This window comes from Nonomuraea sp. GTA35 (assembly GCF_041950525.1).
GTDB lineage: Bacteria > Actinomycetota > Actinomycetes > Streptosporangiales > Streptosporangiaceae > Nonomuraea.
On the sequence record NZ_JBGNUV010000005.1, the window covers coordinates 508,840 to 532,863 of the forward strand.

General features: G+C 72.2%; 21 protein-coding genes. 8 read left to right on the forward strand and 13 right to left on the reverse strand.

From position 1 onward, the window contains the following. Positions 1-113: 113 nt before the first annotated feature. The 4 genes from infB to rimP all read right to left on the reverse strand — a co-directional run bounded on the left by infB (position 114) and on the right by rimP (position 5,185). Positions 114-3,275, reverse strand: coding sequence for a translation initiation factor IF-2 (infB, locus tag ACBJ32_RS25570; RefSeq protein ID WP_375128832.1), 3,162 nt, complete (start codon positions 3,273-3,275; stop codon positions 114-116). Between the two features lie 112 nt (positions 3,276-3,387). After that, a complete protein-coding gene (locus ACBJ32_RS25575; RefSeq protein WP_375128833.1) occupies positions 3,388-3,699 on the reverse strand; it encodes a YlxR family protein in 312 nt (103 codons plus the stop codon). After that, positions 3,683-4,687 (reverse strand): transcription termination factor NusA, encoded by a 1,005-nt coding sequence (gene nusA / locus ACBJ32_RS25580; RefSeq protein WP_357870180.1) that lies wholly within the window; start codon positions 4,685-4,687, stop codon positions 3,683-3,685. Before nusA ends, ACBJ32_RS25575 begins: the two co-directional genes overlap by 17 nt. A gap of 12 nt (positions 4,688-4,699) precedes the next feature. Beyond that, entirely contained in the window at positions 4,700-5,185 is a 486-nt protein-coding gene (rimP, locus tag ACBJ32_RS25585; protein ID WP_375128834.1) for a ribosome maturation factor RimP, read from the reverse strand. Positions 5,186-5,418: 233 nt separating this feature from the next. Here rimP and ACBJ32_RS25590 point away from each other — a divergent pair, with 233 nt between their 5' ends. Beyond that, on the forward strand, positions 5,419-5,922 hold the full coding sequence (locus ACBJ32_RS25590; protein WP_375128835.1) for a hypothetical protein: 504 nt from the start codon (positions 5,419-5,421) through the stop codon (positions 5,920-5,922). Positions 5,923-5,944: 22 nt separating this feature from the next. Next, entirely contained in the window at positions 5,945-6,421 is a 477-nt protein-coding gene (locus ACBJ32_RS25595; RefSeq protein ID WP_375128836.1) for a ferritin-like domain-containing protein, read from the forward strand. Between the two features lie 406 nt (positions 6,422-6,827). Here ACBJ32_RS25595 and ACBJ32_RS25600 read toward each other — a convergent pair whose 3' ends face one another. Then, a complete protein-coding gene (locus ACBJ32_RS25600; protein WP_375128837.1) occupies positions 6,828-8,573 on the reverse strand; it encodes a proline--tRNA ligase in 1,746 nt (581 codons plus the stop codon). Between the two features lie 104 nt (positions 8,574-8,677). Then, on the reverse strand, positions 8,678-9,349 hold the full coding sequence (locus ACBJ32_RS25605) for a hypothetical protein (RefSeq protein ID WP_357870167.1): 672 nt from the start codon (positions 9,347-9,349) through the stop codon (positions 8,678-8,680). Positions 9,350-9,484: 135 nt separating this feature from the next. Between ACBJ32_RS25605 and ACBJ32_RS25610 the strand changes: the two genes are divergently transcribed. Further along, positions 9,485-10,423: an acyl-CoA dehydrogenase family protein gene (locus ACBJ32_RS25610; RefSeq protein WP_375128838.1), complete on the forward strand. Its 939-nt coding sequence runs from the start codon at positions 9,485-9,487 to the stop codon at positions 10,421-10,423. 35 nt (positions 10,424-10,458) lie between these two features. Here ACBJ32_RS25610 and ACBJ32_RS25615 read toward each other — a convergent pair whose 3' ends face one another. Then, positions 10,459-10,941 carry a hypothetical protein gene (locus ACBJ32_RS25615; RefSeq protein ID WP_375128839.1) on the reverse strand — a complete coding sequence of 161 codons (483 nt, stop codon included), beginning with the start codon at positions 10,939-10,941 and terminating at the stop codon, positions 10,459-10,461. 94 nt (positions 10,942-11,035) lie between these two features. Here ACBJ32_RS25615 and ACBJ32_RS25620 point away from each other — a divergent pair, with 94 nt between their 5' ends. The 5 genes from ACBJ32_RS25620 to ACBJ32_RS25640 all read left to right on the forward strand — a co-directional run bounded on the left by ACBJ32_RS25620 (position 11,036) and on the right by ACBJ32_RS25640 (position 17,303). After that, positions 11,036-12,106 (forward strand): LLM class flavin-dependent oxidoreductase, encoded by a 1,071-nt coding sequence (locus ACBJ32_RS25620; protein ID WP_375128840.1) that lies wholly within the window; start codon positions 11,036-11,038, stop codon positions 12,104-12,106. After that, entirely contained in the window at positions 12,106-13,167 is a 1,062-nt protein-coding gene (locus ACBJ32_RS25625; protein ID WP_375128841.1) for a hypothetical protein, read from the forward strand. Before ACBJ32_RS25620 ends, ACBJ32_RS25625 begins: the two co-directional genes overlap by 1 nt. Before the next feature lie 11 nt (positions 13,168-13,178). Then, entirely contained in the window at positions 13,179-14,687 is a 1,509-nt protein-coding gene (locus tag ACBJ32_RS25630; protein WP_375128842.1) for an AMP-binding protein, read from the forward strand. A 188-nt stretch (positions 14,688-14,875) separates the two neighbouring features. Beyond that, positions 14,876-16,177 carry an FAD-dependent oxidoreductase gene (locus ACBJ32_RS25635; protein WP_375128843.1) on the forward strand — a complete coding sequence of 434 codons (1,302 nt, stop codon included), beginning with the start codon at positions 14,876-14,878 and terminating at the stop codon, positions 16,175-16,177. Then, the gene (locus ACBJ32_RS25640; protein WP_375128844.1) at positions 16,161-17,303 is read left to right on the forward strand and encodes an aldolase; all 1,143 of its coding nucleotides are present in this window, start codon (positions 16,161-16,163) and stop codon (positions 17,301-17,303) included. Before ACBJ32_RS25635 ends, ACBJ32_RS25640 begins: the two co-directional genes overlap by 17 nt. Before the next feature lie 16 nt (positions 17,304-17,319). Here the strand turns inward: ACBJ32_RS25640 and ACBJ32_RS25645 are convergent, their stop codons facing one another. From ACBJ32_RS25645 to ACBJ32_RS25670, 6 genes are all read right to left on the reverse strand, one after another. Next, on the reverse strand, positions 17,320-18,000 hold the full coding sequence (locus tag ACBJ32_RS25645) for a copper homeostasis protein CutC (RefSeq protein ID WP_357870147.1): 681 nt from the start codon (positions 17,998-18,000) through the stop codon (positions 17,320-17,322). A 131-nt stretch (positions 18,001-18,131) separates the two neighbouring features. Then, the gene (locus tag ACBJ32_RS25650; RefSeq protein WP_375128845.1) at positions 18,132-18,611 is read right to left on the reverse strand and encodes a peptidoglycan-binding protein; all 480 of its coding nucleotides are present in this window, start codon (positions 18,609-18,611) and stop codon (positions 18,132-18,134) included. A 269-nt stretch (positions 18,612-18,880) separates the two neighbouring features. Next, a complete protein-coding gene (locus ACBJ32_RS25655) occupies positions 18,881-19,096 on the reverse strand; it encodes a hypothetical protein (protein ID WP_357870143.1) in 216 nt (71 codons plus the stop codon). A 46-nt stretch (positions 19,097-19,142) separates the two neighbouring features. Continuing rightward, positions 19,143-20,360: a S8 family serine peptidase gene (locus tag ACBJ32_RS25660; protein WP_375128846.1), complete on the reverse strand. Its 1,218-nt coding sequence runs from the start codon at positions 20,358-20,360 to the stop codon at positions 19,143-19,145. Between the two features lie 145 nt (positions 20,361-20,505). Then, positions 20,506-22,590: an NACHT domain-containing protein gene (locus ACBJ32_RS25665; RefSeq protein WP_375128847.1), complete on the reverse strand. Its 2,085-nt coding sequence runs from the start codon at positions 22,588-22,590 to the stop codon at positions 20,506-20,508. A 186-nt stretch (positions 22,591-22,776) separates the two neighbouring features. Continuing rightward, positions 22,777-24,012, reverse strand: a complete 1,236-nt coding sequence (locus ACBJ32_RS25670) for a YcaO-like family protein (protein WP_375128848.1) — start codon at positions 24,010-24,012, stop codon at positions 22,777-22,779. Positions 24,013-24,024: the final 12 nt, after the last annotated feature.

Here is a 24,024-nt window from a genome sequence, read left to right on the forward strand (position 1 = left end):
GGCAACCACCGCTTGACCTGGTGTCAGAGCACGACCGGCCTGCTGCGGTGGAAACCAGGCCAGGGCGTGCGAGAGGCGCCCCGCGGATGTCCCGCCGGGCGCCCGGCCGCGCGTCACACGCGCGGCTTCTCCCGCATCTCGAACGTCTCGATGACGTCGTCGATCCTGATGTCGTTGTAGCCGACACCGATACCGCACTCGAAGCCCTCGCGGACCTCGGTCGCGTCATCCTTGAAGCGACGCAGGGACGAGACGGTCAGGTTGTCCGCGATGACGACGCCGTCGCGGATGACCCTGGCCTTGCTGTTGCGGACGATCAGGCCGGAGCGGACCAGCGAACCGGCGACGTTGCCGATCTTCGGCACCTTGAAGACCTCGCGGACTTCGGCGGTGCCCATCTGGACCTCTTCGAACTCGGGCTTGAGCATGCCCTTGAGCGCCGCTTCGATCTCCTCGATCGCCTGGTAGATGACCGAGTAGTAGCGGATGTCGACGCCCTCGCGCTCGGCCAGGTCGCGTGCCCGGGGCTCGGGACGGACGTTGAAGCCGATGATGACCGCGTTGTCGTCGGCGACGGCCAGGTTGACGTCGTACTCGGTGATCGCGCCGACCGCGCGGTGCAGGACACGGAGCCTGACCTCGTCGCCGACATCGATCTTGAGCAGGGCGTCTTCCAGAGCCTCCACCGAACCGGACACGTCACCCTTGATGATGAGCTTGAGCTCGTCGACGCGACCCTTCTCAAGGTCGCTGAACAGCTCCTCGAGGGTGCGGCGACGGCTCGACTTCGCCATGTCGGCGCTGCGCTTGCGCGCCGCGCGCTGCTGGGCGATCTGCCGGGCCATCCGGTCGTCGGTGACCACGATGAAGTTGTCACCGGCGCTCGGCACCGCGGTCAGACCCATCACCAGGACCGGACGCGACGGCGTGGCCTCCTCGACCGGCTCGCCGTTGTCGTCGAGCATCGCGCGGACGCGGCCGAAGGCCTCGCCACACACGATGGAGTCGCCGACGCGCAGCGTGCCGCGCTGGACCAGGACGGTCGCGACGGGGCCGCGGCCGCGGTCGAGGTGCGCCTCGATCGCGATGCCCTGGGCGTCCATCGTCGGGTTGGCGCGCAGGTCGAGCTCGGCGTCCGCGGTCAGCAGGATGGCCTCGAGGAGGTTGTCGATGCCCGTGCCGTTCTTCGCCGAGATGTCGACGAACAGCGTCGAGCCGCCGTACTCCTCCGCCACCAGGCCGTACTCGGTGAGCTGGGCCCGGACCTTGTTCGGGTCGGCGCCCTCCTTGTCGACCTTGTTGACCGCGACCACGACCGGAACCTCGGCCGCCTGGGCGTGGTTGAGCGCCTCGATCGTCTGCGGCTTCACACCGTCGTCGGCCGCGACCACCAGCACCGCGATGTCGGTGGACTTGGCGCCTCGGGCACGCATGGCGGTGAACGCCTCGTGACCCGGGGTGTCGATGAAGGTGATCTTCCGGTCTTCGCCCTCGTGCTCGGCGGCGACCTGGTAAGCGCCGATGTGCTGGGTGATGCCACCCGCCTCGCGCGCCACCACGTTGGTCTTGCGGATGGCGTCGAGCAGCTTGGTCTTACCGTGGTCGACGTGACCCATGACGGTCACGACCGGCGGACGCGCGGCCAGGTCGGCCTCGTCGCCGTCGTTCTCGCCGAACTCGATGTCGAAGGCCTCGAGAAGCTCGCGGTCCTCCTCCTCCGGGCTGACGACCTGGATGTCGTAGTCGAGCTCCTGGCCGAGGATCTGCAGCGTGTCCTCGCTCACCGACTGCGTCGCGGTCACCATCTCGCCCAGGTGCAGCATGATCTGCACGAGCGAGGCGGGGTTCGCGCCGATGCGGTCGGCGAAGTCGGACAGCGACGCGCCGCGCGGCAGGCGGATCGTCGCGCCGTTGCCGCGAGCGACCTGCACACCGCCGATCGCCGGCGCCGACATGTTGTCGAACTCCTGGCGCCTCTGACGCTTCGACTTGCGGCCACGCGCGGGACGGCCGCCGGGACGCCCGAAGGCTCCCGCGGTGCCGCCGCCGCGGCCACGGCCGCCGCCACCGGGACGGCCGCCGAAGCCACCGCCGCCGCCACCGGGACCACCGGTGCCGGTGCGCTGGCCGGTGCCGCCGCCACCCGGGCGACCGGCGAAACCGCCGCCGCCACCACCGGGACGACCACCGCCGCCACCACCACCGGGACGGCCACCGCCGCCACCGCCGGGACGACCGCCGCCGCCACCGCCACCCGGACGGCCACCGCCGCCGGGGCCGGCAGGGCGACCCTGCGGCATCATCATCGGGTTGGGACGCGGGCCGCCCGGACGGGGACCGCCCGCACCGCCACCGGCGCCGGGACCCGGACGCGGGCCGCCGGGCGGCGGGCCGGGACGCGGGCCTGGCGTGGGCCTGTCGCCACCGGGACGAGCCTGCGGCGGACGCGGCATCCCGCCGTCACGCGGCGGACCGTCACGACGCTCGCGCTGGCCGGGACCGCCGCCGTCGCCGCGGTTGCCGCCCGGACGCGGCGGCCGGGACTGGCCCATGCCGCTGGCGTTGGACGAGAACGGGTTGTTGCCCGGACGCGGGCCACGCGGGCCCGGCCTCGGACCGGGGCCGGGACGCGGGCCGCCACCGGCCGGCGCGCCGGGGCGCGGCGCCTGCGTGGAACCACCGCGCTCGCCACGGTCACCACGGTCACCACGGTCGCCGCGCTCACCACCGCGCTCGCCACCGGCGGGGCCGGGACGAGGGCCGGGCTTGGGACCGGGACCCGGACGCGGGCCGCCACCGGCGGGGCCGGGACGCGGGCCAGGGGCCGCCGGACGAGCGGGCGCGCCGCTCTCGAAACGTGCCTGCGGGGCACCAGAGGTCTCACCGCGCGCAGCCTCGGGCTGCTGCGGCGCCTGGTGCGGCATCGGCACCGGCGGGCGCGGCTGGCCGCCGCCCGCGGGGCCGGGACGCGGACCGGGCTTGGGGCCCGGACGCGGTGGAACCGGAGCCGGCGCCTGGGCGCCGTTACCGGCCTGGCCTTCAGCCGGCCGGGGCGCAGCCCTCGGCGGCTGCGGCTTGTTGGACGGCTGACCGCCGCCCCTGGAGGGGCCACCCTTGGATGCCCCCAGCGCTTCGGTGAGCCTGCGGACCACCGGCGCCTCGATGGTGGAGGACGCCGAACGGACGAACTCCCCCATCTCTTGGAGCTTGGCCATGACGACCTTGCTCTCGACGCCGAACTCCTTAGCGAGCTCGTATACCCGGACCTTCGCCACTGCACTCCCTTACTCGGCCCGGGAGGCTGGCTGTGCCGTCCGGACCGTCGCTACCTTGACGTCTTCATCGCCGCGTGCTCATCAGGCGCTCATAGCAATCTGACTCCGCCCATCAACTCGGCGTCCTACATGACATTTCTTGGTCTCCCTCCAGGTGCGCTCGCACGGGCGAGCTGTCAAGCGGCCCCGGCACGCGGAACGCGCGCGGGAACGCTCGGCGCCGCTCGGCAAGCTCCAGACAGCTCAGGGACGGATGCAGCAATGCACCTCGCCCCGGGAGCCGTCCTCGCAGGTCAGGGACCACTTGGTCCTCGACCCGCACCAGACGGAGCAGCTCGGACTTAGCCTCGCGAGCCCTGCAGCCCACACAGGTGCGCTGCGGGACCGCTTGGCCACCATATTCCAGCTTACCGTGTTGACGCATCTACGGAACCGGCGGCGTCCTCGGCTTGGGTGTCAGGCCGGATGTCGATCCGCCATCCCGTGAGTCGCGCGGCAAGCCGGGCGTTCTGTCCCTCTTTGCCGATGGCCAGCGAGAGCTGGTAGTCGGGCACCGTGACCCGCGCGACACGACCTTCGAGGTCGAGAACCTCGACGTGGGAAACGCGCGCGGGCGACAGGGCATTCCCCACGAACTCGTCCGGCTCCTCCGACCAGTCGATGATGTCGATCTTCTCGCCGTGCAACTCGGTCATCACGTTGCGGACGCGCGAGCCCATCGGCCCGATGCACGCGCCCTTGGCGTTCACGCCCTGCTTACGCGACCTGACGGCGATCTTCGTCCGGTGGCCCGCCTCGCGCGCCACCGCCGCGATCTCCACGGTGCCGTCGGCGATCTCCGGCACCTCCAGCGCGAAGAGCTTCTTGACCAGCCCGGGATGCGTGCGCGAGAGGGTGACCGAGGGGCCCTTGTGGCCCTTCTTCACCTGCACCACGTAGGCGCGGATGCGCTCGCCGTGCACGTACTCCTCGCCGGGCACCTGCTCGGCGTGGGGCAGCACGGCCTCGATCTTGCCCAGGTCGACCAGCACCACGCGCGGGTCCTTGCCCTGCTGGATCACGCCGGAGACCAGCTCGCCCTCGCGGCTGGCGAACTCACCGAAGTTGATCTCGTCCTCGGCGTCGCGCAACTGCTGCAGGATGACCTGCTTGGCGGTGGTCGCGGCGATCCTGCTGAAGTTGCTGGGCGTGTCGTCGTACTCCCTGACGACCTCGCCCTCCTCGTCGAGCTCGGCCGCCCAGATCGTGACGTGACCGCTACCGCGGTCGAGCTCCGCCCGCGCCTTGGAGGCCGCGCCGTCGGTGCGGAAGTACGCGATCAGCAGCGCGTCTTCGATCGCCTTGACGACCAGGTCGAAGGAGATGTCCTTCTCCCGCTCCAGGCTGCGCAGGACGCTCATGTCGATGTCCACGACGGCTCCCCCTTAGCCTTCGTCGCCGTCGACGTCGTCGAAGCGGCGGAATTCCACCTGCACCCTTCCGCGGGTGAGGTCCTCGTAACCAAGCCTGCGCGGCGCGCCCGAGACGTCGAGGTCGACGCCGCTCTCATCGGCGGCCGTGACGCGGCCCTCCACCACGGATCCGTCCTTCAGCTCCGCCTTCACCAGCCGCTTGGCCGCACGGCGCCAGTGGCGCGGCTCGGTGAGCGGGCGATCGACGCCCGGCGAGGACACCTCCAGCGTGTAAGCGGCCTGGCCCATCGCGTCGTCGTCGTCCAGCGCCGTGGAGACGGCCTGGCTCACATCGGCGACGTCGTCGAGGCTCACACCGCCGTCGCGATCGACGATCACGCGCAACAGCCGTCTCTTGCCCGCCTGGGTGACCGTGATGTCCTCCAGGTCGAGGCCCTCCGCGCTGACCACGGGCTCCAGGAGCTTCAGCAGGTGGTCGCGGGGTGATGCGCTGCCCATATCGACCTCCCCTATTGTCATGTCTCAGCCGGGCGGACCTCGCCTCTGGCTCTCCCGCCGTCTGGCCGCTCAGCCAGCGACGACAGTTGACACCCTATCCGTATGGGGGCACGGAAAGAGCGCCACTCGTCACGGTCGAATGGCGGAGCGTCGCCGGACGGCGATCCCGGGCACTGGCCGTACGATGCTACCGAGGCCCCACCGAGGCCGGTGACACCAGGAGGTTCGAGTCCGTGCGCGCGCGTCAGCTGTCCCGTCGGACCTTTCTGGCGGGCGGGGGAGCCTTGCTGGCGAGCGGGACGGCCGCGCTGAGCGCCTGCACCGCCTCCGGGCCGCCGCAGCCGCCCGCCGCGCCCCCTTCCGACTCGCCCGAGACCGTCCTGCTGAAGGGTCTCATCGCGGAGAAGGAGCGCACGATCGCGCTCTACTCGTCGCTGATCGCCGGCGGGGCCGAGAAGCTGGCGCCGTTCCGCGACCGCCACCAGGCCCATCTGGACGAGCTGCGCAAGCACGTTCCCGCCGCTTCGGCGCCGCCGTCACCCAGCCCGTCGTCCAGCTCGTCGCCCACGGCTTCGGCGGGCAAGGCGTCGCTGTCGCGGCTGCGCGAGCTCGAGCGCGAGGCCGCCGCCGAGCGGCCACGCCAGCTCGACGGCGTCTCGCCCGGGGTGGCCCAGCTCATCGCCAGCATCGGCGCGTGCGAGGCCGCCCACGCCATCGCCCTTCCGAGGTCCCTATGAGGTCCCTGTGGGTGCCTGTGAGGTGCTTGTGAGTTCCGCCGACGACATCGAGAAGCTGCGCAAGGCGCTGGCCGCCGAGCACGCGGCGCTGTTCGCGTACGGGCTGCTGGCGGCGCGCACGTCGGGGACGGTGCGGCGGCGGATGAGCGAGGCCTTCGAGGCGCACCGGGCGCACCGTGACCAGCTCCGCACGCTCATCACGGCGCGGGGCGGACGGCCGGCCGAGCCCGACGCGTCGTACGCGCTGCCGTTCTTCCCCTCCAACGCGACGCTGGCCGTCAAGCTGGCGGTGCAGCTGGAGAGCGGGGTGGCGGCGGCCTACCTGGAGCTGGTGTCTGCGCAGGACCAGAAGCTGCGGGAGCACGCGGCGCTGGCCATGCAGGAGGCCGTGAAGCGGTCGTACGCGTTCCGGCCCGATCCGCCGGCGGCGTTCCCCGGCATGCCCGCCGCCGTGGCGTCCTCGCCGGCCTCGCCCTCGGCGGGGCAGGCGGGCGGCTGACGCCCGTCCGGCGCGTCACCGTGCCGCCGTACTCCGGCTGGGCCCTTCTCGGAGGGGAAGGCAGCGAGCAAGGCCGGCCTGCGGCGGCCGGACCGCCGTGCCCGGGGCTGCGCCGGCCACACGGACCAGGGCCTGCCCGTGGCGGCTGAGCCGCCCGAACCGCCCCTGGCATGCCTGTGACGGGCTGGGCTGCCCGGACCGACCAGGGCATGCCCATGGCGCGCTGGGTCGCCCGAACGGGCACCGGGGCGGCCCGTGGCGGGGCCTGGGCCGTCCGAACGGGTCGAGGCCGGCCTGTGGCGGGCTGGCCGGGCGTGCGGGCGGGTGCCCGGGGCAGGACGGCGCCGCCCGGGGCCCGGTCGGCGGAGGTGGGGAGGAGCCCGCCCTGGGAGGGAGGGCTCCGCTCTCAGGCGTTGACGGCGGCCACGACGCGGTCGGCGGCCTCGGCGAGGGGGATCTCCGACTTCTCGCCGGAGACCCGGTCGCGCAGCTCCACGACGCCCTGCGACAGCCCGCGCCCGACGACCACGATCGTCGGCAGGCCGAGCAGCTCGGCGTCCTTGAACTTCACGCCGGGCGAGACCTGCGGCCGGTCGTCCACCAGGACCCGCAGGCCGCGCGACTCCAGCTCGGCCCCCAGCTCCAGGGCGGCCTCCACCTGGTTCTCCTTGCCGGTGCCGACGATGTGCACGTCGGCGGGCGCGACCTCGCGCGGCCACACCAGCCCCAGCTTGTCGTGGGCCTGCTCGGCGATGACCGCGACCGCGCGGGACACGCCGATGCCGTAGGAGCCCATGGTGATGCGGATGGGCTTGCCGTCGGGGCCGAGCGCGTCGAGGCCGGCGGCGTCGGCGTACTTGCGGCCGAGCTGGAAGATGTGGCCGATCTCGATGCCGCGGTCGATGGACAGCTCGGCGCCGCAGCGGGGGCAGGGGTCGCCGGCGCGCACCTCGGCGGCCTCGATGGTGCCGTCGGGGGTGAAGTCGCGGCCCGCGACCACGTTGGCGGCGTGCTTGCCGGGCTCGTTGGCGCCCGTGACCCAGGACGTGCCGTCGACGACGCGGGGGTCGACGAGGTAGCGGATGCCGAGCTCGCGCAGGATCTGCGGGCCGATGTAGCCGCGGACGAGGCCGGGGTGCTTGGCGAAGTCGGCGGCCTCGAAGATGGCGGGCTCGCCGGGCGCCAGCGACGCCTCCAGGCGCTTGAAGTCGACCTCGCGGTCGCCGGGCACGCCGACGATCAGGGTCTCGACCTTGTCGGAGCCCGGCGTGGTCACCTTGACGACGACGTTCTTGAGCGTGTCGGCGGCGGTGACGGACAGGCCGTGGTGCTCGTTGACGTACGACACCAGCGACTCGATGGTCGGGGTGTCGGGGGTGTCGAGCACCTGCAGCGCGGGCAGGTCGCCGGTCGGACGCGCGGCGGGGGCGGGCGTGACGACGGCCTCGGCGTTGGCCGCGTAACCGCAGGAGTGGCAGGCCACGAACGTGTCCTCGCCGGTGGGCGTGGGGGCCAGGAACTCCTCCGACGCGGAGCCGCCCATCGCGCCCGACGTCGCGAACACGATCTTGTACTTGATGCCGAGGCGGTCGAAGGTCCTGATGTAGGTCTCGCGGTGCTGCTCGTAGGAGCGCTTGAGGCCGTCGTCGTCGAGGTCGAAGGAGTAGGAGTCCTTCATCAGGAACTCGCGGCCCCGCAGGATGCCGGCCCTGGGCCGCGCCTCGTCGCGGTATTTGGTCTGGATTTGGTAAAGGGTGACCGGATAGTCCTTGTAGGAGGAGTATTCGCCCTTGACCATGTCGGTGAAGAGCTCCTCGTGCGTGGGACCGAGGAGGTAGTCGGCGCCCTTGCGGTCCTGCAGCCGGAAGAGGGTGTCGCCGTATTCCGTCCAGCGGCCGGTCGCCTCGTAGTATTCGCGGGGCAGCAGGGCGGGGAAGAGCACTTCCTGGCCGCCCATGCGGTTCATTTCCTCGCGGACGATCTTTGCGACGTTCTCCAGGACCATTTTGCCGAGGGGGAGCCAGGAGTAGATGCCGGGCGCGACCCGGCGGACGTAGCCGGCGCGGACGAGGAGCTTGTGGCTCGGCACTTCCGCGTCTGCCGGGTCGTCCCGCAGGGTGCGAAGAAACAACGACGACATGCGCAGCAACACGGCTACTCCTTGCTCGAACCCGGATGTGGAGGCCTGCAGAGGACTACAGAGGTCTACAGGCTATCGAGTCGGAGGAGCACCGCGCTCGGGCTTATTCCGGCGGCTCAGACGGCCAGCGGGATCCAGCCCGCGACGAAGGCGGCCAGGCAGACCGTGAACAGGCCGGCGAACACCGCCGACATCGCCAGCGCGCGCACCCGCCCGCGCGCGCTCCTGCGCAGCGCCAGCACCAGGGCCACGGACGCCAGGCCGACCACCATCGCGGGCCACGGCCAGAACGACTGCTCGCTGTCGATGAACCCGGGGGTCGCCCGGTCCACCACGTCGGCGATCAGCGCCGCGCCGACCGCGCCCGCCGCCACGTCGCCCCAGCCGTCCTGCCTGCGGGTGGCGTACGCCAGCAGGCCCAGGCCCACGAGCAGGGCGAGCGTCCAGTTGAGCCCGGCGGGACTGCCGCCGATCACGTCGAAGGCCTCGTCGCCGGTCAGCGCGCTCGCGCCCAGCGCGGAGACGAGCGTGGACACCGCCGCCAGGAACGTCGTCACCAGCGCCCATCCGAACCCCGACGCGGTGGCGCCGACGGTCAGCGAGAGGGCGAGATAGGCGTACGGGTCGTAGATCTGGCCGAGCCAGCCGGGGCCGTTTCCGGAAATGAGCATGCCGATCAGGCCGACGGCCAGTCCACCCAGGAAGGCCGCCACCAAATGGCGTTCGATGGCGCGCTGACGCCGGTCGTATTCGGCGAAGTCGGCGTAGTCGATGGTGATGTTGTTCATGTCCATTTCCCTGGTCAACCCCTCCCCCGGAATGGTCTGGGGATGACCACATCCAGATTATGTGACCCTACAAAAAAGGCAAATTTCGGTCATGTCCATACTAAAACAAGCAATCGCTTGGTTATGATCGGTCGCGTGTCACTCGCCGATGAGCTTCGCGCCACCGTCCGCGACTATCTGGCCGGGCGTCCCGGCGCGTCGTGGCAGGCGTTCGCGCGGGACGTGGGGATCGCCGGGCTGCTCGTGCCCGGCAAGCACGGCGGCGCGGGATGCGGGCCCGCCGAGATGGCGGCCGTGGCGGAGGAGCTGGGGCGGGTCCTGTCACCCCACCCCTTCCTCCAGTCGGCGGTCATGGCGGTCGAGGCGGCCACGGCCTGCGGGGCGGACGAGCTGCTGGAGGCTCTGGCGGGCGGGGTGAGCGCGACCGTGGTGCTGCCGGGTGACGGGGAGCTGCGCCTCGACGGGGAGCGGCTCACGGGGGTGGCGCCGTACGCGCTGGAGGGGGAGCTGGTGCTGGTCTACGCCGGCGGCGCGCTGGTGGAGGCCGTGCCCTCGCGGCGGGTGAGGCACGTGACGATGGACGAGAGCCGGCCGTTGCAGCGGCTCGACTTCGACGGCGTCCCGGTGCGGCGGCTGGGCGACGGGGCGGGGTGGGCACGCGTGCGGGACCTCGGGATCGCCGCGCTGGCGGCCGAGCAGGCGGGCGGGGCGCAGCGGTGCCTGGAGATGGCGGTGGAGCACGCCAAGCGGCGGCACCAGTTCGGGCGGCCGATCGGGGCGTTCCAGGCGATCAAGCACAAGCTGGCGGATCTGCTGCTGCTCGTGGAGTCGGCCAGGTCCGCGGCGGGGGCGGCGGCGGAGGACGCGGTGGCGGCGGCGGTCGCGGGGTCGTACTGCACGGAGGCGTATCTGGCGGCGGCCGGGGAGAACATCCAGGTGCACGGGGGGATCGGGATCACGTGGGAGCATCCCGCGCACCGGTACTTCAAGCGGGCCACCTCGGACGCGCAGCTCTTCGGGCCGCCGCAAGCCCATCGCGCCCGGCTCGCCACGCACGTCCTCGGCACGGGCTGAGATCCGCACGCTTCCCGGGGAGGGCGGGGTGCGGGTCAGCCGCCGAGGAGTTCTTCCCAGGGGTGGCGGGTGTTGGTGCGGCGGGTGGTGTCGAGGGCTTCGGCCAGGCGCCAGAAGCCCGGACGGGCACGGACGGTGGCCCGCCCGATCGGGTCGATCGCGCGCAGCTCGAAGCGCACGCCCATCACGTCGAGCACCGCCGAGCCGCCGTCGCCCGGACCGGCCTGGGTGACGAGGGAGCCGTCGTAGTCGGGGTCGCGGACCTGCTCGGCCAGCAGGGTGGCCACCTCCGACGCGTACGGCCCGTCGCGCCACTCGACGTGCCAGCTGTGGTCGGACCCGCGCCACCACGTCAGGTCGCGGCACGACTCGATGAAGTCGGCCTCGGAGGCCAGCGCGGCCATCACCCGGCCGAACGCCTCGTACCGGCGGGCGCTGGTGAGCGAGAGTTCGCCGCCTTGGTCCGGAGACGCGCCGCTCTTCGGCCGCCGCAACGCGTGCTTTCGCTTCACAGGCATCCACTCTGATCGCCGCCGCGCCCTTCCCGCAAGTCTTTGCCGCTGATACGCTCTACCAAGCGAGCGCTTGGTTTCCTATTACGCCGGAGGCGCGATGACGTCGTCCCTACGGATCAGCCTGGGGTATGAGCTGGAGGTCCGCGGTCGCACCCGCGAGGTCGAGCAGCAGGCGTTCCAGAACGTGATCGACCAGGTCGTCCTGGGCGACCGGCTGGGCTGCGAGGCCGCCTGGTTCGTGGAGCACCACTTCACCAGGGGCTTCTCCCATTCCTCAGCACCCGACCTGGTCCTGGCCGCCATCTCGCAGCGCACCGAACGCATCCGCCTGGGGCTCGGGGTGGTGCTGCTGCCGTTCCAGTCCCCGATCCGTACGGCGGAACGCGTCGCCACGCTCGACATCCTGAGCGGCGGCCGGGTCGAGTTCGGCACGGGGCGGGGCGCGTCGCCGCTGGAGTACCAGGCGTTCCAGCGGCCGTTCGAGAAGTCGCGGCAGATCTGGGAGGACTCGCTGGAGGCCACGCTGGCCATCTGGCAGGCCGACGGAGAGCCGGTCAGCCGGTCGAACGAGTTCTTCGAGATCCCCGACGTGGCCGTCTACCCGCGCCCGGCCCAGCGGCCGCACCCTCCGGTCTGGGTGGCCTCGACCTCCCTGGAGGGCTATCTGGCCGCCGCCAGGCACGGGTACAACCTGCTCGGCATGACCATGCTCAAGGGCATCGACGACGTCGCCGCCGACATCGCGAGATATCGGGAATGTCTGAGCGAGCATGGCTTCGACCCCGCCACCCGGCGCGTCGCGCTGATGATCCCCTGGTACGTCGCCCCCACCCGCGACGAGGCCAACGTCACGGCCGCCGATCCGGTTCTGTGGTACATCCGCCGCCAGGTCAACCTCGTCACCCCGCCCGACTACTACGACGCCCGCCACGCCACCCACCGCGTGCTCGGGCAGCTCGCCGCCGGGCTGCCGCCCGAGGAGGCCATGGCCACGCTCCGCGAGCACCTGATGGTCGTCGTGGACGACGTGGAGGGCTCGCGCAAGGCCCTGGCCAGGATCGCCGAGGCGGGCGCGACGGACCTGATCATCCAGGCGCAGGTGGGCGGCCTGGCGCACGAGCGGGTGTGCGAGTCGATCTCCCTGTTCATGAAGGACGTGATGCGTTGATGGCGCGCTGGCTGACCCGGGACGACCTGGGGGCCGCGGCGGGCTCCGCCACCGGGCTGCTGCTGGTCTCCCCCGACGTGTCCAGCGTCTTCCCGCTGACCCCCGAGGACCGTACGGCCGCGGCGGGGCTGACGGGGGCGGCGCTGCGGGAGTCGGGGGTCGGCGAGCACGACCGCGTCGTGGTGGCCCTGGCGGAGCCGGCCGGCGCGCTGTGGGCGTCGGCGGCGGCGGACGTGGCGCAGGCGGCGGCCTGCGTGGGCCCGCGCGGCCGGATGCGCCTGCACCACGCGCTGAGCGCGCTGAAGGCCACCACGCTGGTCGCGACCCCCACGGGCGCGATGGACCTTTTGGCCCGCCTGCACCTGGAGTTCCTGCTGGACCCGCTGGACCTCGGGCTCAGGACCATCGTGCTGACCGGCGAGATCGCCTCCAAGCGCACGCTCGGGCACCTGGCCGGCGAGTTCGGGGCCACGGTCACGGAGGTGCTGGCCAGCCCGTTCAGCGGTGGCGCGCTGGCCTGGCGAGCGGCCGAGCACGATCCGCTCCGGCCGCTCGCGGACGGTGTGCTGGGGCTGGCGGCGCTGGACAAGGACGTCCCCGCCACGGCGGACGGACCGGCCGAGCTGGTCGTCACCCCGTCCGCGCACTCGGCGCTCGGCGACGCCGTGCTCAGGACCGGCCTGGTCGCCAGGACCGCGGGAGGCGGGGACATCCCCGCGCCCGCCCACACGGTGGGCGAGCACGTGCTGGTCAGGGGCGTGTGGCTGGCGCTGCCGCGGATCGAGAGGGCGCTGTCGCGGATCGACGGCGTGGCGGGGTGGGAGCTGGCGGTCAGCCGGCAGGGGACGCTGGACACGGCGGCGCTCAAGGTCACGTTCGCCAGGCAGAGCCTGATCGGCAACCCCATGTGGAAGGGGCGGATCGAGCAGGCCGTCCGGGCGCTGACGCCCGTGTCGGTGACCGTGGAGATCGTCCAGGAGGTCTCCGAGACCCCCGCGCCCTGCACCGTGAACGACCTGCGCGGCCACCACCTCGGAAGGGACAGAGCGCTCATCACCTGAAGGGGCAGCCGATGGGATCGATGCCGGACTGGGGGACGCTCCCCCGCATGCTTCGTGACCAGGCCGAACGCCATCCCGACGAGCTCGTCGTGGCCGATCCCGCGGGCCCGCGGCTGACGCTGGCCGGGCTGCGCGAGGCGGCGTCCGGGGTCGCGCGCGGGCTCGTCGCGCTCGGCGTGCGGCCGGGTGACCGGGTGGCGATGTGGGGGGTGAACTCGGCCCGCTGGGTGACCCACGCGTTCGGGATCTGGGACGCGGGGGCGGCGATCGTGCCGCTGTCGCCCCGGTGCAAGGGCATCGAGGCCGCCCAGCTCATCGAGAAGACGGGCGCGCAGGTGCTGATCGCCGAAAGCTCCCTGGCCGGGCTGCTGCCGCCGCTGCCCGGCCTGCGGCACGCCGTGCCCGGGGTGCCCGCCGCCGCGGAGGTGCCCGTGCGGGAGGCCGAGGAGCGGGCGCTCGCCGTACGGCCCGGCGACCTGTGCGAGATCATGTCCACCTCCGGCACCACCGGCACGCCCAAGGGCGTGATGATCGACCACTCCCAGGTGCTGCGCGGCTACTGGGACTGGTCGGAGATCGTCACGCTGGACGAGCACGACCGCTATCCGGTGATCGCGCCGTTCAGCCACGGGTTCGGGCTCAACGCCGGGCTCGTCGCCTGCGTGCTGCGCCGGGCCACGATGATCCCGGTCGCGGTCTTCACGCCGGACGCGCTGATGTCGCTGATCGCCGAGGAGCGGGTAACGGTGCTGGCCGGGCCGCCCACGCTGTTCCACCGGCTGCTGGACGAGCTCGACCGCGGGGCCTGGGACGTGTCGTCGCTGCGGGTGGCCATCTGCGGGGCCGCCGCCGTGCCGGCCGGCCTGATCACGCGGCTGGTCGAGCGGGTCGGCCTGGAGCGCATGATCAACGCGTACGGGCTCATGGAGGGCACGGTCGTCTCCATGACCAGGGCGGGCGACCCCATCGACGTGATCGCGAACACCACCGGCAGGCCCGTGCCCGGCATCGAGGTGAAGGTGGTGGACGACGACGGCGAGCCGGTCGCGGCCGGCGAGCGCGGCGAGATCCTGCAGCGCGGCTACGGCGTGATGCGCGGCTACTGGGGCGAGCCCGCACGGACGGCCGAGGTGATCGACGCGGACGGCTGGCTGCACACCGGCGACGTCGGCGTGCTGGACGAGGCGGGCAACCTGGCCATCGTGGACCGCAAGAAGGACCTGTACATCGTCAACGGGTTCAACGTCTCCCCCGCCGAGGTCGAGTCGCTGCTGCTGCGGGAGGGCTCGCTGGCGCAGGCCGCGGTCGTGGGCGTGCCCGATCCGGTCTCCGGGGAGTCGGGGCTGGCCTACGTCGTGCCCCGCCCGGGGATGGCGGCCGATCCCGAGGCCCTGGCCGCGTGGGCGCGCGCCAACATGTCCGGCTACAAGGTGCCCAAGCGGATCGTCGTGGTGGACGCCCTGCCGACCAACGCCAACGGCAAGGTGGACAAGGTGGCCCTGCGCCATCGCCCGGCGTAGCGGAGTAGCGTGGAGGCACGCGCCTCCGCTCAGAAGCCGTCATGAGCGGTTACGTTGGCAGGAGCACCGATCATGCGGTATTCGCCAGGGACGGGTTCATCCGCACCGGCGACCGGGGATACATCGATCACACTGGCCGGTCGCGTCCAGTGGGACGTGTCGCACGTGGACCGGCGTAGGGAGGCGGCGTGACGTTGCACGTGGCGGTCATCGGGTCGGGCCCTGCCGGGATCTACACGGCCGAGGCACTGGTCAAGCAGTCGGCCGAGCCGGTCGGGGTCGATGTGATCGAGCGGTTGCCGACCCCGTACGGGCTGGTCCGGTACGGCGTGGCGCCCGACCACACCTCGATCAAGTCCATCGCGAACTACCTGCGCAAGGTGCTGGAGCTGCCCCAGGTGCGCTTCCTCGGCGGCGTCACGCTCGGCTCCGACGTGTCGGTCGAGGACCTGCTGGGCGTCTACGACGCGGTGGTCTACTGCACGGGCGCGATGGTCGACAGGAAGCTCGGCATCCCGGGCGAGGACCTGCCGGGCAGCGTGGCCGCGACCGACTTCGTGAACTGGTACTGCGGGCACCCCGACGTCGACCCCGGCCGGTTCACGCTCGACACCTCCGAGGTCGCCGTGATCGGGGTCGGGAACGTCGCCGTGGACGTCGTCCGCGTCCTGGCCAAGACCGCCGAGGAGCTGCGCGCCACCGACGTGCCGCACGAGGTGCTGCACCGGCTCGGCGAGAGCGAGGTGAAGGCCATCCACATGGTCGGGCGGCGCGGGCCCGAGCACGCCAAGTTCACCCTGAAGGAGCTGCGCGAGCTGGGCGAGCTGGCCAACGCCGACGTGTGCGTGCGCCCGGACGAGGCCGTCGTCCTGGGCGGCGACTTCCCGCGCCAGGTGCAGGGCAACATCAAGGTCCTGCAGGGGTGGGCGGACCGCGAGCCGGTGGGCCGCCCGCGCCGCCTCGACGTGCGCTTCTGGCTGCGGCCCGTCGAGATCCTCGGCACGGAGCGGGTGGAGGGGCTCAGGCTCGAGCGCACCCGGCTGTCGGAGGAGGGGCGCGTGGTCGGCACCGGCGAGTACGAGACCCTGCCGGTCGGCATGGTGCTGCGCTCGGTCGGCTACCAGAGCGTCCCGCTGCCCGGGGTGCCGTTCTCGGACCGGACCATGACCGTGCCGAACGAGGCCGGGCGGGTGCGCGATCGCGAATACGTGGCAGGCTGGCTCAAACGCGGGCCCACCGGGGTGATCGGCACCAACAAGTCCGACGCGGCGGAGACCGTCCGCACGCTGCTGGCCGACCTCGAGGGCGGCGCTCGCGTGGGCTCGGGCGGCATCGACCTGCTGCTGGCCGGGCGCGGGGTGCGGCCGGTCACGTACGCGGAGTGGCTGGCCATCGAGGCGGCCGAGGCGGAGCTCGCCCAGTCGCTCAACCGTGGCGAACGCGTCAAGCTCGTCGGGCTGGAGGCCATGCTCCGTGCCTGCCGTCCCTGAGGGTTTCGCCGGGACGTACCGGCAGCAGCAGGCCCGCTACACCGAGGCGCGCCCCGGCTGGCAGCCCGTCCACACCGTGTACGTGCCGGCCGACCGCTTCTCGCCCCGCACCGTCGCCGAGTGGGGCGAGCGGGCTCTGTCACTGCTCAAGGCTCACCTGGCGGGCCCCGACGAGGTGGCCGAGGTCTTCGGCGTGCCCTCCGGGCTCGCCGCCGTCGTGCACGAGATGTTACTGCGCAAGCTGTCCACCGAGCCGGTCGAGGACCTGCGCGTCGACTTCGAGGACGGGTACGGCGTGCGGCCCGGCCCCGTCGAGGACGGCCACGTGAGGCAGGCCGTCGAGGCGGTCGCCGCGATGCACGCGGCCGGAGCGCTGCCCCGGCGGTGGGGTCCCCGGGTGAAGTCGTTCGCCGACGGGGATCCCGATCGGTCGGTGCGCACGCTGCGCGGCTTCGTGACCGGGGTGGTGGAGCGGGCCGGTGAGCTGCCGGGCGGGTTCACGGTGACCTTTCCCAAGGTGCTGATGGAGGCCTACCTCGGGCAGTTCGCGGGCGTGCTGGCGGAGCTGGAGGCGGAGCTCGGGGTGCGGCTGCGGTTCGAGATGCAGGTGGAGGCGCCGCAGACGCTGCCGTTCCTGCGCGGCGAGCTGAACGAGTCGCTGGGCGGGCGGCTGGCGGCGGCGCACTTCGGGGTCTTCGACTACACGGCCGCGCTGGGGCTGCCGCCGCACGAGCAGCGGCTCGACCATCCGGCCTGCGACCACGCGCGGCACGTCATGCAGACGGCGTTCGCGGGGACGGGGGTGGAGCTGTCGGACGGCTCGCTGGCCGCCTCGCCCGCCTCCGACCGCGCGGGGGACGTGCACGGGCTGTGGCGGCGGCACGCCGAGCTGGTCCGCCACTCGCTGCGGCACGGCTTCTACCAGGGATGGGACATGCACCCGTCCCACCTGGTGAGCCGGTTCGCCACCGTCTACGCCTTCCACCTGGCCCGCTACGACTCCTACCGGGAGCGGGTGCTGGCCTGGGAGGAGCGGCGCTCGGCCGGGGGTGGCGTGATGGACGAGCCAGCCACGATCCGCACCCTGGCGGCCGCCCTGCGCCGCGCCGACATGGCCCTGCCGTGAACCTCCGGGAGGGTGGTCAGTCGCGCTCGACCAGGGCCCGCCACTGGCGTACCAGGCGCCACTCGACCGGGTCCGACCAGCTCGACCGCACGGCCGAGCCGACGTGGAAGGCGCGGATGCCGTAGTCGAGCAGGGCGGGCACGTGCGCGGGCCGCAGACCGCCGCCGGCCAGCACGATCGAGCCGTCGCCGGCGTCGGCGCGCGCCTTGAGCACGGGCAGCCCGTCCCCCACGCCGGTGGGCGCGCCGGAGCTGAGCACGGTGGCCAGGTTCGGCAGCAGCCGCACGGCGCGCCAGGCCGCGTGGACGTCGGCGGCGTGGTCGACGGCGCGGTGGAACGTCCACGGCAGCGGCGAGACCGCGTGGATGAGCGCCTCGGTGGCGGTCAGGTCGACGGCTCCCGCGCCGTCGAGGAACCCGAACACGAACCCGGCCGCCCCGGCCTGCTTGAGTGCCTTGGCGTCGCGGCTGAGCCGCTCGACGACGTCGGGGTCGGCGGCGAAGCTCGCGTCGCAGCGCAGCATCACCATCTGCGGGAGCGGGCACTCGGCGGCGATCGCGGCGACCGTCTCCGGCGAGGGGGTCAGCCCGTCGGCCGCCATGTCGGCCACGACCTCGAGTCGGTCGGCTCCGCCTTGTTCGGCGGCGACGGCGTCGCGCACGTTGAGCGCGATCACCTCAAGGAGGGATCCGGTCATGGGGAGAGGTTATATGGCGCTTTGCGCCCTTGTGCCAGAAGGTTGACCCTGGCCCTCGGCCCGGGACCGACCCGGAGCGTCAGCGGGCCGGCACCCCTGGACGGGGGCACCGGCCGGCGTGGAGACGGCGCCTACATGGCGGCTACCGGCGTCTTCTCCAGCCATGCCTCCTTCCACGTGTCCTCGTCGACCTTGCCGGTCACCGGCAGGCCCTCGAACTCCTGGAACTCCTTGCAGATCCGCTCCGTCTGGTCGCCGAAGTCGCCGTCGACCTTGAGCTCAGGCCAGCCGCGGTTGTTGACCTGCCGCTGCCACTTCCGGACGTCCTCGCCGGTGTCGCCCTTCTTCAGGATGCGGCCGGGCGTCGGCTGCGGCTTCGTGCTGCCGGCCTCCCAGGTGGCGTCCCACGTGGCCTTGTCGACGTCGCCGTTCGAGGTCAGGCCGTGCTCCATCTCGAAGTTGGCGCACAGACGCCTGCTCTCCTTGCCGTAGATGCCGTCGACCTCGATGTGCCAGCCACGGTTCCTGAGCTGTTGCTGCCACTTCTTGACGAGCTCGGGCCTGTCGTCCCCGATGTCCAGAGGAGGGGGGCGGTATTCCGGAGCCTTCATGGCTACCTCCTGATGCCGATGAGGGTGGATCCCACGATCGTGGGCCGTCCATTTGTGCGGGCACCTGTAGTGGTGCCCACGTCTCCAGGACATCACAGAAAATCCGGAAAGACGCCCTACCTAGATGCCTTTTGGGCAGCCTGTTTAACACATTTGGGGTTAAAAACCTAAGCCCTTCAAAAAAGCGACAATACCCAATTTTTCGGACAGGGGTCGGTAGGCAAGAGGGCGCGCCGGGCAGCGGCCGGCGCGCCCTCCCGATGAACGGCCTACAGGTAGTAGTACACGTCTACCGTGCCGTCAGCGCAGTTGGAGAAGACAGCCTCTCCCGGGCCCTGCGCAGGCTCATAGTTGACGAACTGCGCAGCCTCGTCACGAGTCGGATAATTGGTTACGTTCCAGATCTTTGTGGTCTGGTCCAGACCTTGTTCCCTTTTTGCATTGTTCGCCTGGGAACGCTTGTCGACAGCAGTGGTGAATGACATATACGGAACCTCTCCTTTTTCTTACATGAATGCGCGGGCCCGCCTTCTACGGAGCCCGCACCAGACCCACGCCCCGGTCGGCCACGTCGACGCCGGACGCCAGCGGGCTGACCGCGGCGCCGGCGAGCAGGCGCGCGATGACCGTGGACGAGGCCGCCGGCAGCGGCGACTTCATCACGTCCTCCCACCACAGCGCCGCCACGCCCGCGACGTGCGGCGTGGCCATGCTCGTACCGCTCAGGGAGCGCAGGCCGCCCCCGCTCCGCGCGGAGACCACGCCCACCCCCGGGGCGCTGATCTGCGGGAAGGTATTGGAGAAGGGCGCGACGACCAGGCCGTTGCCCGTGGGCGACTGTGCCAGCGCGCCGACCGCGATGACGCCCTCCGCGGCGGCGGGCAGCGACACGGCGATCTCGAAATCCGGCCCGTGCTGGCGCTCGCTCTCGTTGCCGGCCGCCGCCACGACGACGGTGCCGGGGCCGACCGCCCCCCGGGCGGCCACCATCCGCATGAGCGCGTCGAAGAGCCGCAGGTTCGCCCGGTACGCCTCCAGGGCGAGCGACGTGGCGAACCTCGGCTGCCGTCCCATGTCCACCAGCCGCTGCACCATGCCGGGGAAGTCGAACCCCAGGGACATCGAGATCACCTGGGCGCCCTGGTGCAGCGCCCATTCCATGCCGCGCAGCAGCCCTTCGGTGTCGCCGCTGCCGTCGTCGGCGAGCACCTTGGCGATCAGCGCCCGGCTCACGCCGGGCGCGACGCCGATCCGCGTGCCCTCGACCGGCCGGCCGAAGATCGTACCGGCGCAGTGCGTGCCGTGCCCCTGCTTGTCGCCCACGCCTGAGCCGCTGAAGTCCTCCTGGATGAGGGTCACCCCGGTGAAGGCGGGGTGGGTGGCGTCGATGCCGGTGTCGAGGACGGCCACGACGGTGTCCGCTCCCGTCCGCGTCGTGACGTCGGCGCCCACGGCCTTGACGCCCCACGTGGCCGCGGCGGCGGTCGCCTCGGCCTCCGCCCGCCCGTCGGCCCCGTCCTCGATCGGCTGGATGAGCGTGGTCGGCATGACCGGCGCCACCGCCCGCACCTCCGGGTCGCGTGACACGTCGCGCAGCTCGCGCTTGCCGAGCTCCACCACTTCCACGTGCGGTTCGCTGCCCACACCGAGCGCCGGCGGCGGCACCGGACCGCCCGCCCGCGCCGACTCCAGCGGACTCGCCGTGCGCACGCCGCTCATGTCGCGCAACACGCTGTATCTCTCACCCATGGCCTTCAGCCCCCGCTCGACGCCGTCCTCCGGACGTGGCGCCGGTCCTCCGGCCCCACGGGAACATGCCCCCGACCGGTTCCGCTGGTTGCCAAGCCACGCTGAAATGCCGCCCAACAGGGCGCGCCCTTCCGCCACCCCCCGTTCAAGTGAGCGGAGTGGGCTCCCGGTGCCTGCTCTTCTTCGCCGCCAGCTCGCGGGCGAGGTGTTGCTGGAGCTCGACGTGCCGGAACTGGTAGTACGGCCCCTCCGTGCGCAGCAGGCCCAGGCGGTGGGCGTCGTCGAGGAAGTTCATCGCCCGCAGCGGCAGGCTGCCCCTGGTGGCCAGGCGGGGAACGGTCAGGTTGTAGGCGAGCCAGGCGTGGTGGCTGCCCAGCATGAGCCCGAACAGCAGCCCCAGCAGCCCGACGACGATGCCCATGCTCCAGCTGAGCTGTGCCTTCCACGCGATGGTCGCGCCGATCGCCCCGAGAACGAGCCCGCTCACGATGCGGATCACGGTCAGGTTGCGGTCGGCCTGCCAGGTCGAGCGCGGGGACCGCGCACTGGCGTCCGTGGCCGGACGCTCGACCCACCGCACGAGGCCGAACACGAAAATGAAGCCGATGCCCGACAGCAGCCCGACCTGTACGGCGGCCGCCACGCCGACCGCCGTGCTGCCCATGAACACGGCGCCTGTCACCCAGCCGACGAGCGCCCCCAGGGCACCGAAGAGGAGCGCGGCACCCATCATCCGGACCAGATCAGACAGCCTGCCGCGCAGCCGGAAGTCCGCGTGCCCCGGTGCCTCGGTGAACCAGGAACCGGTCATGAACACGATCGCGAGCGTGGCCAGCACGCCGACCGCGGCACCGGCAATCAGATCGCCGCCCGCGAAGGCGAAGAGCCCGCATATCACCGCCCCGGCCCCGATGCCGCTCCACCACCGCACCGATCGGTTGGGGGCATGGCGAGCCAGGTGCCACCATGCCAGGTCCCGCGTGTCCTCCTCGTTCTTCGCGAGCTGGCGGCACAGGTACGTCAGCCACCGGTTGACCTGCTCCGGCGTCCACGCGTGCTGCGGGCGGAAGAGCTGGGCCGGCGCGTCGGCCGGTGGACGCGTGCTGACCAGGGCGGGGATCAGCTCGTCGCACAGGTGGTCCTGCAAGGCGGCGGCGCTGCCCCGCCCCAGCTCCAGCAGCGGCGCAGGATCCGCGCGCGTGGCGATGTAGGTGGCGCGGACCAGCCATAGCCCCAAGGACGTCGAGGTCACCTCGGCCAAGGCGGGGGCGGTCCCCGTACGCAGCGACTCCAGCACCTCGGACCAGGCCGGCCGCGGCACCGAGGGCAGGCATGCCTGCAGGTAGTCGGCCGCGGCGGCGGGACACATGGGCTGCGGCTCGATGACCGCCGCGCCCCTGAGGACGTCGCCGAGCTCATCGACCGATTCAGCGAACTGCTCCGTACGGCAGGTGAGGATGAGCTGGTCGTTCTCGCACATCGAACGGTTCAGCGCGCGCAGCATGTCGATGCGGGCGTGTTCGGGCAGCTCGTCGAGCCCGTCGATCACGGGCAGCAGCTCGCCACGGGACACCAGCGCCTCGGGGATGCCGGGGCCGAGCGCTTCCGCGCGCAACGCTGGATAGTCCGTCGCCACACTCGATGCCAGCCAGTCCTGCACCCGTGGATGGACGCGGTCGTCCCAGCGGGCGGCCGACACCAGCACCGGCACGTGCTCCTCCGGCTGCCGCGTACGGAGCAGTTCGAGCACCAGTTGCACGGCCAACGTCGTCTTCCCCGTCCCCGGGCCTCCTAGGATGACCAGCCGCCTGCAGTTCAGGGCCCTGAAGTTGCGCGCCATGTCCTCGATGTGCATCCCCAGACCGGGGAAGGCCACGGTGCCCTTGGCGATGATCTCGGGACGATCGACGAGCTCACGCCGCTCGGTCGATCGCCAGGGCAACGGCATGGGCTCCGGATCGCACAGCGAGCGCAGGACCGGTTCCTCACGCCACTGCTGGGCCACCAGGCCGGCGAGGATGTCCTTCGCGGTGTCGATGTCGGCGGAGGTCGGCGCACGCCTGGGCGCACGGCTCGTACGCCACGAGGACCACAGCTGCACCAGGCCGTTCCCCAGCATGATCACGCTGCTGACCGCCGCGAGCATCTGGAGGAACGGCGCTGCCCCGCCGGACGCACCGGGCTGGTCCGCCGCGATGGTGACGAGCGCGAAACCTACGGCCAAGACCACGCCGCCCCAGAGGAGCGCCCACCCGGCCACACGATTCCGCGGCCAGAAATTACCAGACATAAGTCCATTATCTTCGCCATACAGCTAGAAATGGGACTGATAAATTCATGCCCGAGGTCGATTGATCGGAAAAACGAGCGGGGTCATTCAGTGAAATTCCCATCGCGCGGCAGCGATCCGGAAACATCACCACACGGGTGAAAGGCCATGGCGTGTCCCTCTCGCCGCCTCCCTGCCCCTGGGCCCGGGGACGACGAGGTTTCCGTCCGTGACGAGCATGAATCGCTCCAGGCCCGGCACCATCACGTGCACGGCGACCACACCTCCCGGCAGGGCGCGCACCGGCCGGGCGTAGGCCCTGAAGCCCCGTGCCGCCAGCGTCGCGGACACCGTCCGCAGTTGCGTGGCGGGCGTTCCCAGCACCGGCTCGGCGGCGGGGAAGGGCACCACGCGCGCCTGGCGCAGGGCCTCGGTGAGCTCGAACCGCCCGCAGGCGGCCAGAGCCGGATGCGCGTCCAGCGCGGCAGGATGGCGGCGGGCACCGCCTGCCAGCTCCTCGCCCAGCGTGGTCTGGACGAGCTCGGTGAGGGCGCGCCAGGCGGCATGGGCCGGGCTCAGCGAGGTGCCCGTGCCGCGCCGGTGCGGCTGGCGGGAGCTGGGCGCCGTGTACGCCAGCATGGTCGGCACCCCGAGATCGCTGGTGATGTCCAGCAGGTGTACCGGGGATCCGGTCAGCTCCCCGGCCACCGCGTGCGCCCGGGCGGCGTCGGGCGGCAGCGTCCCCGGGTCGATGAGCGTGAGCCGGAACCGGCGCCCGCCGAGGAAGGCCCGTACCAGCAGCAGGGACAGGGCATCGCGCTCGATCGCCTCGTTGAGGGCGTGCAGCACCGCCTCGGCGGCGGTGACGCCGACGGCCGAGCCGCTGTTGCAGCTGTAACGCATGAGGTGGGTGTAGTCGCTGTCGTCGCCGGCCCGCTCGCGCAGGGGCGCGGCCTCCGTCTCCAGGTACCAGGGCGCGGACAGGAACAGCGGCACGAGCGCGTCGCCCGCGCCGGCGAGGGCGCGGTAACGCCGGCAGGCCATCCGGCGTCCGGGCATGGGGGCCAGCAGCGGCGCGCAGGCATCCGAGCGCAGCGGCCCCGCGGCGATCGCGGCGGGGGCGGCGGGCTCCACGGCGCCCGGGTCGAATCCGGCGGGTCCCGTCAGGTGATGCTCGACGGCCTCGAAGAGCGCGCCCAGCCGGGCCTCGTCCGGGCCGCCCTTGCCCATCCCGCACGCGACCGGCGCTGGGCCCGCCCGGCTCACGAGCCCGCACCACCAGGCGGCCGGATCACGCCCCCCGCCCACGTCGGCGAGCTCGGCCCGCAGGCCCAGCGCGGCAAGTGCCGCCACCGAGCGCCGTCCGGCCTCGGCGAGCGGCACCTCCCGCTCCGT

What these genes read in the sequence shown, in the direction of transcription:
- ACBJ32_RS25575 (WP_375128833.1), bottom strand. Translation starts at nt 3,699, where the DNA reads ATGCGTCAACACGGTAAGCTGGAATATGGTGGCCAAGCGGTCCCGCAG.
- ACBJ32_RS25630 (WP_375128842.1), top strand. Translation starts at nt 13,179, where the DNA reads ATGGGATCGATGCCGGACTGGGGGACGCTCCCCCGCATGCTTCGTGAC.
- rimP (WP_375128834.1), bottom strand. Translation starts at nt 5,185, where the DNA reads ATGGGCAGCGCATCACCCCGCGACCACCTGCTGAAGCTCCTGGAGCCC.
- ACBJ32_RS25650 (WP_375128845.1), bottom strand. Translation starts at nt 18,611, where the DNA reads ATGAAGGCTCCGGAATACCGCCCCCCTCCTCTGGACATCGGGGACGAC.
- ACBJ32_RS25645 (WP_357870147.1), bottom strand. Translation starts at nt 18,000, where the DNA reads ATGACCGGATCCCTCCTTGAGGTGATCGCGCTCAACGTGCGCGACGCC.
- ACBJ32_RS25625 (WP_375128841.1), top strand. Translation starts at nt 12,106, where the DNA reads ATGGCGCGCTGGCTGACCCGGGACGACCTGGGGGCCGCGGCGGGCTCC.
- ACBJ32_RS25655 (WP_357870143.1), bottom strand. Translation starts at nt 19,096, where the DNA reads ATGTCATTCACCACTGCTGTCGACAAGCGTTCCCAGGCGAACAATGCA.
- ACBJ32_RS25605 (WP_357870167.1), bottom strand. Translation starts at nt 9,349, where the DNA reads ATGAACAACATCACCATCGACTACGCCGACTTCGCCGAATACGACCGG.
- ACBJ32_RS25660 (WP_375128846.1), bottom strand. Translation starts at nt 20,360, where the DNA reads ATGGGTGAGAGATACAGCGTGTTGCGCGACATGAGCGGCGTGCGCACG.
- ACBJ32_RS25615 (WP_375128839.1), bottom strand. Translation starts at nt 10,941, where the DNA reads ATGCCTGTGAAGCGAAAGCACGCGTTGCGGCGGCCGAAGAGCGGCGCG.
- ACBJ32_RS25620 (WP_375128840.1), top strand. Translation starts at nt 11,036, where the DNA reads ATGACGTCGTCCCTACGGATCAGCCTGGGGTATGAGCTGGAGGTCCGC.